Origin of the sequence: Streptacidiphilus sp. MAP5-3 (assembly GCF_041262505.1) — a bacterium.
GTDB lineage: Bacteria > Actinomycetota > Actinomycetes > Streptomycetales > Streptomycetaceae > Streptacidiphilus.
This window is the reverse complement of sequence record NZ_JBGCCL010000008.1, coordinates 51,097-65,030: the sequence shown is the minus strand read 5'-3', so window position 1 is coordinate 65,030 and position 13,934 is coordinate 51,097. Positions and strand designations below refer to the sequence as shown.

10 protein-coding genes and 1 pseudogene are annotated in these 13,934 nt (G+C 70.5%); 7 read left to right on the top strand and 4 right to left on the bottom strand.

Annotated features, from left to right (window positions below; translation table 11 throughout):
• Positions 1–480: 480 nt before the first annotated feature.
• Positions 481–2,079, bottom strand: a pseudogene (locus ABH928_RS14745) (tyrosine-type recombinase/integrase); the annotation flags it as partial.
• A 47-nt stretch (positions 2,080–2,126) separates the two neighbouring features.
• Positions 2,127–2,843 (bottom strand): helix-turn-helix transcriptional regulator, encoded by a 717-nt coding sequence (locus tag ABH928_RS14740; RefSeq protein ID WP_370066220.1) that lies wholly within the window; start codon positions 2,841–2,843, stop codon positions 2,127–2,129.
• Between the two features lie 103 nt (positions 2,844–2,946).
• Between ABH928_RS14740 and ABH928_RS14735 the strand changes: the two genes are divergently transcribed.
• The 7 genes from ABH928_RS14735 (at position 2,947) to ABH928_RS14705 (ending at position 11,769) form a co-directional block, all read left to right on the top strand.
• A complete protein-coding gene (locus ABH928_RS14735) occupies positions 2,947–3,165 on the top strand; it encodes a hypothetical protein (protein WP_370066218.1) in 219 nt (72 codons plus the stop codon).
• A 309-nt stretch (positions 3,166–3,474) separates the two neighbouring features.
• Positions 3,475–4,458 carry a hypothetical protein gene (locus ABH928_RS14730; protein ID WP_370066216.1) on the top strand — a complete coding sequence of 328 codons (984 nt, stop codon included), beginning with the start codon at positions 3,475–3,477 and terminating at the stop codon, positions 4,456–4,458.
• 142 nt (positions 4,459–4,600) lie between these two features.
• Positions 4,601–5,617 (top strand): DUF2637 domain-containing protein, encoded by a 1,017-nt coding sequence (locus tag ABH928_RS14725; protein ID WP_370066214.1) that lies wholly within the window; start codon positions 4,601–4,603, stop codon positions 5,615–5,617.
• A 337-nt stretch (positions 5,618–5,954) separates the two neighbouring features.
• Entirely contained in the window at positions 5,955–6,626 is a 672-nt protein-coding gene (locus ABH928_RS14720; protein WP_370066212.1) for a hypothetical protein, read from the top strand.
• Entirely contained in the window at positions 6,623–8,383 is a 1,761-nt protein-coding gene (locus tag ABH928_RS14715) for a mobilization protein (protein ID WP_370066210.1), read from the top strand. Before ABH928_RS14720 ends, ABH928_RS14715 begins: the two co-directional genes overlap by 4 nt.
• A 225-nt stretch (positions 8,384–8,608) precedes the next feature.
• Entirely contained in the window at positions 8,609–11,251 is a 2,643-nt protein-coding gene (locus tag ABH928_RS14710) for an ATP-binding protein (protein ID WP_370066208.1), read from the top strand.
• A gap of 119 nt (positions 11,252–11,370) precedes the next feature.
• Positions 11,371–11,769 carry a hypothetical protein gene (locus ABH928_RS14705; RefSeq protein ID WP_370066206.1) on the top strand — a complete coding sequence of 133 codons (399 nt, stop codon included), beginning with the start codon at positions 11,371–11,373 and terminating at the stop codon, positions 11,767–11,769.
• Positions 11,770–11,972: 203 nt separating this feature from the next.
• Here ABH928_RS14705 and ABH928_RS14700 read toward each other — a convergent pair whose 3' ends face one another.
• Both ABH928_RS14700 and ABH928_RS14695 read right to left on the bottom strand, forming a co-directional pair.
• Positions 11,973–13,076, bottom strand: a complete 1,104-nt coding sequence (locus ABH928_RS14700; RefSeq protein WP_370066204.1) for a hypothetical protein — start codon at positions 13,074–13,076, stop codon at positions 11,973–11,975.
• The gene (locus ABH928_RS14695) at positions 13,043–13,846 is read right to left on the bottom strand and encodes a hypothetical protein (protein ID WP_370066202.1); all 804 of its coding nucleotides are present in this window, start codon (positions 13,844–13,846) and stop codon (positions 13,043–13,045) included. The genes ABH928_RS14700 and ABH928_RS14695 overlap by 34 nt, the downstream gene beginning before the upstream one ends.
• Positions 13,847–13,934: the final 88 nt, after the last annotated feature.

Here is a 13,934-nt window from a genome sequence, read left to right as displayed (position 1 = left end):
ACGACCGGCTGCTGAGCGCTGGCAGTCCCGTCGGGAGCCAGGTGATGGGTCCGCGGCAGTTACTGTCCGTGGTTACGGGTGTGGTCCCGGACAGCAGGAACCCCTGGGCGGCGGCCGGTGGGGCGTCCGTCCGTCGTGCTCCGTGAGTTGGTGGGGTCGGGGTAATGTTCGATCGCGGCGCAAGCTGATGGTTGCAGGTGCCAAGAATCCGCTGCGCGGGCTATGAGGCAGCACGAAGCACGGAATCGGCACACATGAGGACGAGAAACGATGGGGGACAGCGAGAGTCGCCGAGAGTGACTTTCGCAGGTCAGACGCCCTGTCAGCTACGTTCTCGCAGGTCAGGGGCTTGCCCGGAGAAAACTTGTAAAGCGGGGGTCGTCGGTTCGAACCCGACAGGGGGCTCTCGGCACCACCCCGGATGACCTGCAACTTCGGCCTTCCGGACTGCTCTTCGACGGCCCCGGACACCTCGTCCGGGGCCGTCTGCGTGAGCGATGCGTGAGCGGACGGCTCAGCAGCCGCCGGAACGGCCCCGGACCCGGCATCCCCAGGCAGCACGGCGGCGGACCCCGCGGCGGGCTTGGTGGCCCGCGGGACGAGGCGCGCGGCGGCCTCGGCGATGGCACGGTCGACCTGGGGGAGCAGCGACGTGTAGGTGTCCGAGGTGATCGCGATCGACGAGTGGCCGAGCATCTCCTTGATCGCGTGCAGGTCCGCGCCGGCGGCGTGAGCGAGACTCGCCGCGCCGTGCCGAAGGTCGTGCAGCCGGATCGGCGGCAGCCCGACCTCCGCGCAGAGCTCCTTGAAGCGGTCTGAGACGTTCACCGGGTGGAGCCAGCTGCCGTCCTCGCGGGTGAAGACGCGCCCGGTCTCGACCCAGGCGGTATCCCACTTCGCGCGGTCGGCCTCCTGGCGCTCCCGGTGGTCGCGCAGGACCGCGACGGTATCGGTGTCGAGCGCGATCGTGCGCGCGCCGGCGTCGGTCTTGGGGTCGTCCTCGTAGACCTCCCAGCCGTCGACGACGAGCTGCTTGGCCACCGTGAGGAGCCCGCCCGACAGGTCGGTGTCCATCCACCGCTGCCCGCACGCCTCGCCCCGGCGCAGGCCGCGGAACGTGATCAGGTGGAACAGCGCGTACAACCGGTCCTGCATGGCGTGGTCCAGGAAGGCGCCGGTCTGCTCGGGCGTCCACACCATGACGGGGGAGGGCCGCTCACCGGTGCGGCGCCAGTGCTCGATCCGCTCGTCCGTCCACACCAGCGCCTTCGGGCGCTTGCGCGCCTCCAACTCGACATGGGACGCCGGGTTGAAGGTGATGATCTGACGCTTGATCGCCGCGTTCAGCCCGGCACGCAGCGTCGACCGGATCCGCTGGCAGGCAGCGGCACTGACGGTGCGTCGGAACGGTGGCATGGCGGCGATCTGGGCCTTGAGCGCCTTGCGCCGGGCCCGGTGCTCGCGCCCCTTCCACGGGATCAGCGCGAGCTCGTCGACCGCGGCCTGTCGCTCGGCGTTCGCCTCCACGATCTCGACGTTGGCCTCGGCGATCGAGGCGAACATCTCGTCCAGGTGGGACACCCGCAACCGGTCGAGCCGGTGGTGGCCGACGTACGGCTTGATGTGCAGCCGGATGCTGCTCTCGTCCCGGCTGATCGCGGTCTGCCGCCCGCGCTTGCCCGCGAGCCACTGGTCCAGCCATTCGCCGACGGTGAGGCGGTTGGCCAGGTCCTGGCCCGAGGCAAGGCGACGTCGGGTCTCCTCGATCTCGGGAATGGCCGCCTTCTCGTCGGCCACCTGCTCCAGCAGGGCCGCGATCAGGGCGATGCCCTCGGGGTCGTCCTCACCGGCCAGGGCGAGGAGGCCGCGCACCTGGTCGAGGTCGTCCTGAGCGGCTTTGAGGGTCGTGTAGCCGGCGCGGTTGAAGGCCCGACGCGTTCCGTCGGGCCGGTTGGGCAGCTCCTGGCGTATCGAGTACGAGCCGTGCTTCCGGCTGGAGAGCTTGGGGCAGTTCTTGCCGAACGGCTTGCCGGTCTCGGCGTCGCGGCAGTAGCAGCGGCGGTAGGTGGAACCCTTCATGCAGCCTCCGTATCAATGAGGTTGATCGTGGTGGGTGAGTGAGTGGATTACGGCAGTCCGATGGGCACTCGAAGGCCGTCCTCTTCGAGGTAGGCCTTGAGCCTGGCGACCGTGGCGTCGGCGTTCGCGACATTCGCCTGGGCCGTCGAGAGGGTCGCCTGGAGCTCCCGGCGTTTCTCAAGACGCGTTTCTCGACGCAGGTCCTCCTTGGCCTGCCGGACCGTCCAAAGGTTTCGTTCCCGCGTCTCCCGCGCCTTGGCAATTTCGCGGTAGAACGGGAGTTGGTAGGAGATATCGAAGTCAGAGGTGGAATTCGGCACGTCCGATACCCAGTCGGCGGCTGCCAGGGAGTCGCGCGGCTCGCCTGGAAGGGGGTGGACGGTCTCGCGGTAGGCGACCGGGAAGAGGATCGACACCGGCGAGCATGCCAACGCCTTGGCCAGGACCAGCAGCTCGACGACCTGCAAGGACTCGCGTCGGCCACTCTCCAGGTTGGCGAGCACATTACGCGGGATCGGGTAGCCGATCTCCGCGCATGCTTCCGCTAGGTCGTGCTGGCTGAGTTCGAGCTCGACACGGAGGCGCTTGATCTCCGCGGCCGCGACCCCGATGACCGCCCGAGGCCAATCGTCGCCCCACTTCTCCCCGTAGAGCTCGCTGTCCTGGTCGAGGAGCGCATCCTCCTTCTCCTCCTCCGCCCTGTTCCTGGCCCTGGGGGGCCTGCCAAAACTGTCTCCACCAGCATCCGGGCGTTGCTGTGTCATGACGACACAATAGCTGCGGCCAGAGTGGTCAGCAGTTCGGGTACAGCTGTTGTTCCCGTACCGATGACCGGGGGATTACTTGGAGACAGAGCGCGCCGCTGGGATGACCCGTGTCGAGCTGTTGGCCCTGCCTGCCGCCGTGAGCCTGGAGACGGCGAACCGGGCGATCGGCCTTGGCCGCAGCAAGGGCTACGACCTCGCGCGACGTGACGCGTACCCGTGCCGGGTGCTGCGGCTGGGGAAGACGTACCGCGTGATCACCGCCGACCTGCTGCGGCTGCTCGGTGTGGAGCACCCGCAGGACGCCCAGCGGGCGGCATGAGGACCCCGCTGCGCCGGGCCTCGAAGGCCGCCAATTAGGTCGCGGGCCGAGAGCGAACTACCTTGGCGCACCCGCCGCGGAGCAGAAAGGCTCCCGAATCCGGGCGGACGGCGAAGGGAGCTTCCTGACCGGCCGGAACACCACTGTCCGCACGTGCGGGAGTGCTGTCTGACGTGTGATCACAGTCTCTGTGGAAGGAGGTGATTGGGCATGGTGTGTGTAGTAGTGTCGCTGGTCCACCAACCGAATAAGGCGACCCCGGCAGCGCGCCAACGCTCCGGGGTCCGGCACCAGGAGATGGACCTCCGGATGCACGTTCATCGTAGCCGCCATGTGCGCGGCTTCACCGCCCTGCCCAATTACCTCCTGCAGGACCGCAGGCTGTCGTACACGGCCCGTGGCCTGCTGGCCGACCTGCTCTCGCGCCCGGACGGCTGGCGGGAGGACGGCCGGCAGATGGCCGACTCCAGCCCGCAGGGCCGAACCGCGGTCGCGAAGGCACTGCGCGAGCTCGCGCGCGCCGGGTACTACCGGGTCGAGAAGGTCCGACAGGCCGACGGGACCGTGGTCAGCGAGTCCCACGTCTACGACGCTCCGCAGGCGGCTCCGGCTGCCAGGTTTGCGGTCTCCGGCCGTCGGACGCTCGGTGGTCCTGACGTCCTTCCAAAGGACCTGGTGAAAGAACCCTCCCACCCCCACCCCCACCCCGCTGGCGACGGCGCGGAGGAGTTCCCCCGGCCCGAAGACCGGGCGGGCGGGTGGGAGAGCTCCGACACCACCACGGCAGAGCCGTCCGCGACGGAGGGCGGCGAGCCCAAGCCCGCAGTGCGCTCCCGAGTCGGCGATGCCGCGCCGGAGGTGCGGGAGGCGGCAGCCGCGCTGTTCCGGGTGATCCGGTCCGAGCCGCGCCTGGTCCTGGGCGCGTCCGAGGCCCTCGCCCTGGCACCGCTCGTGGCCAAGTGGCTGGCCCAGGGCGCCAGCGAGGGCGACCTCGCCGCCGCCTTGCTGCCCGGGCTGCCACCCCAGGTCCACGCGCCGCAGGCACTGCTGCGGGACCGGTTGCGACGAAAGCTCCCGACCGGCCACATGGGGCAGCCTGCCGCCACCACAGCCGCCCAGCGGCACGAGTGCGCCCGGTGCGCCGACCCGGTCCCGCGACCGGGGATCTGCCGCACATGCGCGGGTCTGGCCCCACGTCAACCCGCTGTGGGTACCGGTGCCGCAGCGACCGCGCGCGGCGCGGCACTGGTCCGCGCTGCCCTGAGCGGCAGACCGCAGCCCGCCACGGCCTGACCGCCGCCGCACCCGCCGGTCCTGCCATCGCGGCCTGACTCGGCCTGCCCGCTTCCTACCACCCTCCTTCCCTCGACGCCGCTGCCGCGCCTGCCGCCAGCGCGAGCTTCGACGTCCCCAGACGCCCTCCAGGAGCACCTGCATGACCACAACCACCCCGCCCGCGCGCCAGATCGCTGGCCCGCCGCATCACGCCGGCTGGTGGGACCGCGTCGCCATCGCCTTGCTCGGCGTCGTCGGCTGCGCACTGTCGTACGACGCGCTGCGCCAGATGGCCTTCGCCATCCACGTCCGCCCCGCGCTGACATGGCTCTTCCCCATCGTCATAGACGGCTTCATCGCCTACGGCGTCCGTGCCCTCCTCGTGCTGCGAGGCGCCCCGTTCCGGGCCCGCCTGTACGTGTGGACGCTCTTCGCCACCGCCACCGCGGCCAGCATCTGGGCCAACGCCCTGCACGCGATCCGTCTCAACCAGCTCGCCATATCCGGCAAGGGAGAGCTGCACCTCGGGGACAGCGTCGTCGGCGTGCTGTCGACCATCGCGCCGCTCGCGCTGGCCGGCGCGACCCACCTGTTCATCCTGATCAGCCGCCACGGCCAACACGCCCCGGCCGCCAGGACGCAGGGCGGACCGCTCGCCGCGGGGACGGGGACCGGACCGTCCGGGCTTTCGGCCGACGCGGCCGGACCGGGGGCGGAGACGTCCATGATTCCGGCCGTCCCCGTCCCCGTCCCCGTCCCCGCCGACACCGAGCCGGACACGGGGACCGTCGGCGCGGTCCCGGACGGTGCGGCGGGGACCGGTTCGGCCGGAACTCCCGCTTCGGTCGCCGCCCTGGTCCCCGGGACCACGGCCCTGGCTTCCGGGGACGACGCCGAGTCCACCATGGTCCGGCCGGTCCCCGCAGGTCAGACCGCCGGGGGTGATTCCGGCGGCGCGGTCCGCACTGCCCGTCTGGGTCGGCCTGCCGGCGCGTCGATCCCCGAGCTGGCGCAGGTCCTTGGCGCCGCCCCGATGGAGGGCGGCCGGATCACCCGTGCGAAGGCGCGCAGCGTGATCGAGGCCGCGGGACTGTCCGCCGGAAACGAGCGGATCAAGGAAGCGGTCCAGCTCCTGGACCACGGCCCTGCCGCGCTGTCGCACCCCGACGCGGACTGATCCGCACTGCTGTACGGGGCTGTCCGGGCACTTCCGGCCGGACAGCCCCGCCCCTCTCTTCCGCTTCATCCCGTGATCCGGCTGGCCGGGACCGTCCCCGGTCCATCGCCACGCCGTTCCTGCCGTCTACCGACTTGGAGTCCCGCCTTTGACGCCTCGCTTCTGGCCCCGCCCCGCCCACACACCCGTCTCGCCCGCCGAGCAGTCGCCGCACGCCGCTCAGGTCCCTGCTCCCGTCGACGTGGCCGGGCCGGGATCTGTCCTTGCAGATGCTTCAACCAGCCTGCCGGTAGTTGGGCTTGATGAGGCTCGCCACGTTCGGGGAGCCAGCAATAGCGTGCGTCCGACTTACGTCGGCCTGCACGCGCTGGTCCCCGCCGAGGGCGGCGGGGACGACCCGGCGAGGGCACCGGGTCTGGGGGTGGTCGCGGCCGAGGGCAGCCGCGACCAGCACGGGGCCACCGCTGCCGCGCGCGGCATCAGCGCGCCGTCCGCTCCTGTCGAGCCCGCTACCGCCAGCAGCGCCTCTCCGACTCCGGCGACGTCTCGTCCGGTGCGGGCATCCCGGGCCGCGCAGCGCCGTCGGGGCCCGAAGCGCCGCCCGAAGGACTTCGAGACGCCCCTGGGCGCGCGGGTGACGTTCCGTGTGGCTCCGGAGGTCAAGGCGCGCTGGCAGGCCCAGGCGGACCAGGCCGGTGATTCGCTGTCGGTGCTGCTGGTGCGGTGGCTGCTCGCCGCCGAGACCGGGACCGCCCCGAGCAGCTCGGTGGCGGACGCGCTGGACGCCCTGGTGGACGAGCTCGCCGCAGTCCGGCCGGAGCTGGGGGCCTGGGGCAACAACCTCAACCAGATCGCCCACCGCAACAACATCGACGGCACCCTCCCGACCGACCCCGCCGCCACACGCTTCCTCGCCGACGGCCGACTCCTGCTGGAGCAGCTCCGGGCCACGGTGCGGGAAGTGGACCAGACGGTCACCGCGGTGGCGAAGGCGCGGAGGCGCGCGTGATCGCGTCCATCACCCGGGGCGACCGCACCCGCGGCGTCCTCGCCTACGTCTACGGGCCGGGCGACGAGGATGAGCACACCGACCAGCACACCGTCGCCTCGTTCGAGCCGTTCCTCCCGGACCCGGGCCGTGACCCGGACTTCGACGCCGCGGTCGCGCAGCTGACGGACATCCTGGACCTGCGCGTGGTCCAGGCCGGGGAGCGCGCGCCGAAGGAGCACGTGTGGCACTGCTCCCTGCGCGCCGCCCCCGAGGACCGGCACCTGTCGGACGCGGAGTGGGAGCAGGTTGCCCGCCGGGTCATGGCGGCGGCCGGCATCGCCCCAGAGGGGGATCCGGACGGCTGCCGGTGGGTCGTGGTCCGCCACGCGGAGGACCACGTCCACATCGTGGCCACCACGGTGCGCGCGAACCTCACTCACGCCCGCCTGCACAACGACTACAAGCGGGTCATGGACGAGCTCGCGGTCATCGAGCGGGACTTCGGCCTGCGGGAGGTCGACCACCGACCGGGTCGCGGCACGATGGCCAAGGCCCCGACCCGTGCGGAGGTCCACAAGGCCAAGCGGCAGGGCCGGGAGCGCACCCCGCGCGAGACGCTGCGCATCGCGCTGCGCACCGCTTTGGCAGGGGCGGCGAACGAGGACGAGTTCCTCGCCCGGGTCCAGGCCGAGGGCGTGCGAGTCAAGGTCCGACGGCTGCCGTCCGGGGACGCGCAGGGCTTCTCCTTCCATCTGCCCGGCGACCACAACCGCAAGGGCGAGCCGGTCTGGTTCCCGGGCAGCGAGCTCGGCCCGGACCTGACCCTGCCCAAGATCCGCGCCCGGCTCACCGCTGGCAGCGACGAACCCACCGTCAGGGGCAACGACAGCGCCGGTCCCGCGCTCGTCGAGGCCGCCAGCTCGGTCAGCGCCGTGCTGCACGCGGCCACTGCCACCAGCGGTGACGGCGAAGCAGGCGGGGACGTTGGCCCACAGGGGCCGGTGGATCCGGCTGCGGTGGTGGCGTGGTCGGCGGGGTTCGGGGAGGTCCTCGACGCCGTCGCCCAGACCCACATGGGTCCGGGCCGGGCGGAGCTGCGCGCCGCGGCCAGGGCGTGGGGTCGGGCCGCGTTCGCGCACGAGCGTGCCGCTGACCGGGAGTTGCGGGCGCTGCGTTCGGCGGCGCGGCAGACCCTGGCCGGCGGAGCGAGCCTCGGGCGGGGCAAGGACGTGGATCCGGTGCTGATGCTCCTGGACCTGATGCTGCTGCTCGGCGTAGCCCTGTACAGGTGGCACGAGGCCGAAGGGCACCGCCAGCACGCCCGCGCCGCCCGGCAGGCCGCCGACCACTTGGAGGCCGCCGCCCGCCAGACCGCCACCGTCCCGCTGCGGACGCTCACGGCGGAGAGCCGGTCCGTGCCCACGCCGGTGCGGCAGACGCTCGCCACCACCGTCCGGCACACCCTGCCGCCGGAACTGGCCGAACGGGTGGTGACGGGGAAGAACTGGCCCGCCCTCGCGGGTGCCCTGCTGCAAGCGGGGCAGCGTGGCCTGGACGTGACCGGACTGCTCACCGCCTTCGCCGGGGAGCGGGAGCTCGACAGCGCCCAGGACCCGGCCGTCGTCCTGCTCTGGCGGGTACGCCACATCGCCGACCTGCCACCCGTCACCCCGGCCAGCAGCCGGGCGAAGGCCCGCAAGCCGCTCCTGGCCGAGCAGCCCCGGCCCGGCCAGCCCATCGTGCCAGGCCAGCCGCCGCGCCCCAGGGGCCGGTAGCTCCGCGGCCCCGCTACCACAAGATCGGCTCCACCGGTGGAGCTGAACGGCCGAGAAGCTCTCTCACAGCAGGGGCGGTGCCTCCGGCCACACCACCGGCCGGGGGCACCGTCCCTCCCCAGCCGTCGCCTCTACCTAGGCGGAGGCCTCGTCATCTGTTGTCGCCAGCAAGGAGCCAGACCGATCACCACCATCACCCACACCACCAAGACCGCCACCGCCCCGGTGCTCAAGCGCGCCGTGTTCTCCACGCCCAGGACGGCTGAGTTCCTGGAACTCGGCGCGCTGCAGTCGCAGACCGGTCAGCCGGTCAGTCGCTTCGGCGACGTCGTCATCAAGGAGCTGCTCGACAACGCCTTGGACGCGGCCGAGACGGCCGGCCAGCGCCCGCAGGTCGGGCTCGGCGTCACGCTGGCGGACGCGGACGGGGTGGTGTACGTCTCGGTGACCGACAACGGGCCGGGTCTGCCTGGTGAGGTGATCGAGCGGATCCTGGACTTCAACAACACCGTCTCGGACAAGGCGAGCCTGCGCTCGCCGACCCGCGGCATGCAGGGCAACGCCTTCAAGACCCTCCTCGGCATCCCCTACGCCCTGCGTGTCACCGCGCCCGTCGTGATCGAGGCCCTCGGGGTGAGGCACGAGATTGCGGTGCGGGTCGACCCCATCGACGGTGTCGCCATCGACCACACCCAGACCCCGAGCCCGCGCACGGTGGGCACGCGGGTGTCGGTGCCGATGCCGGCCCACAGGGTCACTCGTGCGACCGCGGCCGCCTGGCTGCAAAAGTTCGCCCTCTTCAATCCCCACGCCTATCTCTTTGAGCACGGTCACGAAAGCGGCCCGGAGGGGGTCGATTTTTACGAGCCGACCGCCGGCGAGCGGTGGCGCAAGCCGATGCCCACCGACGCGACCAGCGCGCACCACTACGACCAGGCCGCCCTGACGAAGCTGGTCTACGGCCACATCCGCGAGCACCAGCACGGCGGGAAGGACCTGCCGCTCGGCGCGTTCGTCACCACCTTCGCGGGCCTGACCGCGTCCGCCCGCGCGAAGAAGGTCGCCGCCGCTGTGCCCGGCATCACCCACCTGTCCGGTTTCAAGGATCAGCCCGAGCGTATCGGGACGCTGCTGGCGGCGATGAAGGAGAACAGCAAGCCGTCCAAGGCCGCCGACCTCGGCCAGATCAGCCGCGACCACTACCTCCACGTCATCGACCAGGCCTTCGGCCTCGACCAGGGCTGGTTCGCCCGCAAGCAGCTGACCGACGACGCCGGCATCCCCTGGGTCATCGAGGTCACCTGCGCGCGCACCCTGCGGCCCGGCACCGTCTCCTTCGGCGTCAACTACTCCGCCACCTTCGGCGACCCCCTCAACCACACCCGCCTGACCGGCGACCACGCCGACAGCTTCGGCGCGCACGCCTTCCTAGGCGCCCACGATGCGGCCCCCTACGCCACGAACCAGCAGCTGCGCGCTGCCGTGGTCCATTTGATCTGCCCCGCGCCGCAGTTCACCGACAAGGGCAAGACCGCCCTCGCCGTGCCCCGCGAGGTAGCCGAGGCTTGCGCCCAGGCGTTCGCCAGCGCCGCAAAGGCCCTGCACAAGGCTCAGGAGTCCCACGAGCGAGCCCGCACCGCGCAGGAGAAGGCCCAGATCCGGGAGGCCCAGCGCGCCGTCAAGGAAGGCAAGGCCGTCTGGCTGACCAAGAAGGAGGCCGTGTTCCGGGTGCTGCCCGAAGCGATCCGACAGGTCCGCGGCGGCGCCAGCCTGTCGTTCTCCTCCCACACCCTCTACTACAAGATCCGGCCGCTCGCCCTGAAGCTCATAAAGCCCGGCTCCACCCTGGACGCCTCCTACGTCGAGCAGACCCTGATCCCCGCCTGGGAGCGCGAGCACGGGCCGATCGCCGGCCTGTACCGCGAGCCGCGCGGCACCCTGCACCACCCCCACGACACCGACGGGGAACGAGACCTGCGGCTGGGCACGCTCGCGGTCGCTCAGTACGTCCCCCCGCGCTGGAACTACAACAAGATCCTGGTGATCGAGAAGACCGGCCTGTGGCCGCCGATCCGCCAGGCGCGGATCGCCGAGCGGTACGACATGGCCGTCGTCCTCACCGAGGGCTACGGCACCGCAGCCTGCCGCGACCTCCTCGCGAAGCTCCCGGCCGGACAGGTACAGATCTTCGTGCTCCACGACGCCGACCCCGACGGCTACAACATCGCCCGCACCCTGGGAGAGGAGACCGTCCGCATGCCCGACCACCACGTCGAGATCATCGACCTCGGCCTCCACGTCGAACACGCCCAAGCCCTCCGCCTGGAGACCGAGCCCTTCATCCGCCACAGCGCCCTCCCCGCCGGCCTCGAAGGGCAGCTGAGCCCTACCGCGCTGACCTGGTTCACCGGCGAGCCCATCAGCACCAACCACCGCGGCCAGGCGAAGAGGTGGCAGGGCAAGCGCGTCGAGCTCAACGCCTTCAGCTCCCCGGAACTGATCACCTACATCAAGGAGCAACTCGCCCACCACGGCGCGACCGGAAAAGTCATCCCGCCCGACCACATCCTGAGGGACACGGCCGCCGCATCGATCAGGGCCCACGCCCGGCGGATCGTCGACGAGGCGATCACCGAGGTGATCCGCCCCGACGACATCACCCAGTCCCTCTACGCCAGCCTCGACATCGCCCAGCTCACCACGCTCACCGGGGACGACATCGTGGCGCACCTCGACGCTCACCCCCACCACCCCTGGGACGCGAGCGTGTCCAACATCGTCCTCGACCGCGTCGGCCCACACCGCGCCGAGCTCAAGAACCTCGCCCGTCAACTCCTCGCCGAACAAGGAGCCCCCGGCGACCGGTAGTTCGCGGCTTGTGCGGCGGGTGGTGGTGTCGATTCGGTGTCCGTTCCCGGCTTCGGGAACTGTTGGAGACCAGCGGTGCTTGTGTCCGTTGCCCCGACCGCCGACCACGGAGGAACACGGTGACCAACCCCGCCACGGCACACGACTCGGACCCGACCTTCCACCCGGCACTGCCACCTGCCCCGGACTTCCACATCCCCGACCTGCCGTTCGCGCTCAACGAGATCGACCCCGACCGGCCGGTCATCCGCACCGTCCCCCACGCCGAGCTGCTCAAGTCGGACGGCGACCTGGTCATGTGCGCCGCCTGCGCCGCCCAACGCGACTGGCTGCTGCTGAACGTCGGCGACCAGGTCTTCATCCGCTGCCGCTGCGCCCACGAATGGCCCGAATCCCGGCTGACCCGCGCGGACTTCGACGAACTCTTCTCGCACGTCGAACGCGTCTACCCCGACTTCGAGACGGCCATGAGGGGCATGGCCTTTGACGGACTGCTCCGCGGGGTCTACATCAACTAATGAGCCATATGGCTCAGTTGCGACGTACGTCCTCGCGCGCGAAGCCGTGTGGCGAGCTCCTTCACCGGGTGCGGTTCGCCTCATGGGGGAGACTAGCGGTGCGCGAAGAAGCTTCCAGAGCCGATGAAACGAAGTTGCGTTGGCAGCGAGTGACAGTCACCCGAAGGTACTGGCGAGCCCTGTCCATTCGACTGGGCCCGCGGCTAATCCCCCGAGATCACCAGCAGTGGGAGGAACGCAGCCCATGCCTCGGCCAGGTTCTTCTCGGTCCGTATTGGCCTGCGAAGCGCCTGCCCGCCGTACTTCTTCCACACGTAGGGCGAGAATGACCCCTTGCCGAAGTCGCCGCCGTGCCAGTCGGCCAAGACCTCCGGCAGCAGCTCGCCCGCGCGAGCCAACGACCCGAACACCTCCAGTTCGTCCAGGTCGACGATGGACAGCCGCTGGGCCCCCTCCTGCTGCAGCAAGCCCAGGCGGTTCAGCTCATCCTGGATGTAGGTCCAGGTGACCGGGTTGAGCGGGAAGTGGTTGCCGGCGACCACGATTGGGAACACCTTCGTGGCCGGCGCGGACAGCGGCGACCCGGCCGGCTGTGGGTCCCGCAGCGTGAACCCGGCGACCGTGTCCAGTTGGCCAGCCTTCTTGATGACCGCCGCCTCCACGTCCTTCTTGAATGTGTGGACGTTGCCTTCCCGGGTCGGCACGCTCATCGGCTTCTTGACGATCTCGAACAGCACGGTGGCATCGGGGAACTCGACACCGGCGTCGGTGTTTGGAGGGATCACGCCCTTCTTCACCGTGAAGGCGGACTTGACGTCCTCTTCGGTGAAGTAGGGGCGTGGGCCGCCGATGATGACTGGCGCGATCTCCTGGACGAGTTCCTCGGCGAAGGGCTCGATCACGTGCTTCCCGTACTCGCCTGCCCACTGATCGCGCACCGTCTTGCTGACGGCGTCGAGGTGGTCGAACACCCGCCAGTACAGGCCGTCGGTGATCGCCTCCAGCAGGAACGGCTCGTCGAGGACGATGATCTCATCCCCGAATCGCAGCAGCGGACGGCGCTGCAGCGGCAACATCTGCCACGGCGCTGGGTTCGCCGCCAGCCCTGCCCGGAGCTCGGCGACGTCGGTCGCAAACAGGTCCAGGAACAGCTCCACCTTCTCCCGAGGCAGCTTGACCAAGGCGAACGCGTTGATCCGGACGGGACCGTCGACGCGGTCCGACACCGTTGCTACCCAGTAGGCGAAGCCCACCGCGAGCACCTCCGCCAGGGTCAACCCATCGGTGGCCTCGGCGAGCAGGTCCACCGCGCTCTTGCCCAACGGGGTGTTGGCCAGTTCGGCGCCGTGCCGAGTCCACATTGCCCAAGCCCGGGCGAACATCGCTCCGGCGTCATGCGGCTCGTTGAAGATGTGGTTACAGACCATTTCCATGGCGAGGACTCGGAGGTGCCGCCGAGCTGCGGCTCGTTGGCAGGGCGCGACTGGCTCAAGGTGTCCGCGGCCAAGTGAGCCAGCACGATCGCCGCAGACTCCGGGTCGATGCCTTGAAGGTAGTGCGCGACTCGGGGGTCCGGGTCCTGCTTGGGGATCTGAGTGGTCAGCGCCAGATGCATCGCACGCAACACCGGCTGGCGTGCGAGGAACCAACGCGTCGGTCCGCCCGTAAGACCGCCGAGCACCGTCTCGATGGTGAGGCGCAGGCCGGGCTGCAGCCGCTGCAGAAACCGCTGCTGAAGCACCGAGACATGTTCAGCCGAGCGTGCGGTGCGGTTCAGTCTCGCGAGGTGAAAGAGATACGACTCCGCCGGATACATGCGAAGCAGCGTCTCGATCCACACCCGCGGCTCGAAGTCGAAGCCCTTCGCTTGCGCTACGACGCCAAAGTACTCGCTGGCCGACAAGTACGCGCTGACCGCGGTCTTCAACCAATCGTCGCCGGCCCACACCAGCCCCAAGCGCGTCGCAGCCCAGGACAGATCGGGAAGCACCAGCCCCGACGGCAACGTCCTCGGCGGCGCCGCCGAAGTCGGCGAGACGGGGACGAAGAACAGCCCTGGGGGCATCTCATCGGTCACCAGAGGAGGTTACTCGCCACTCCGATTGTCATGGGACAGCCTTTGAGAGGCGGCTTCGGGGAACGGAATCGGGCTCGCCACGGGCGCG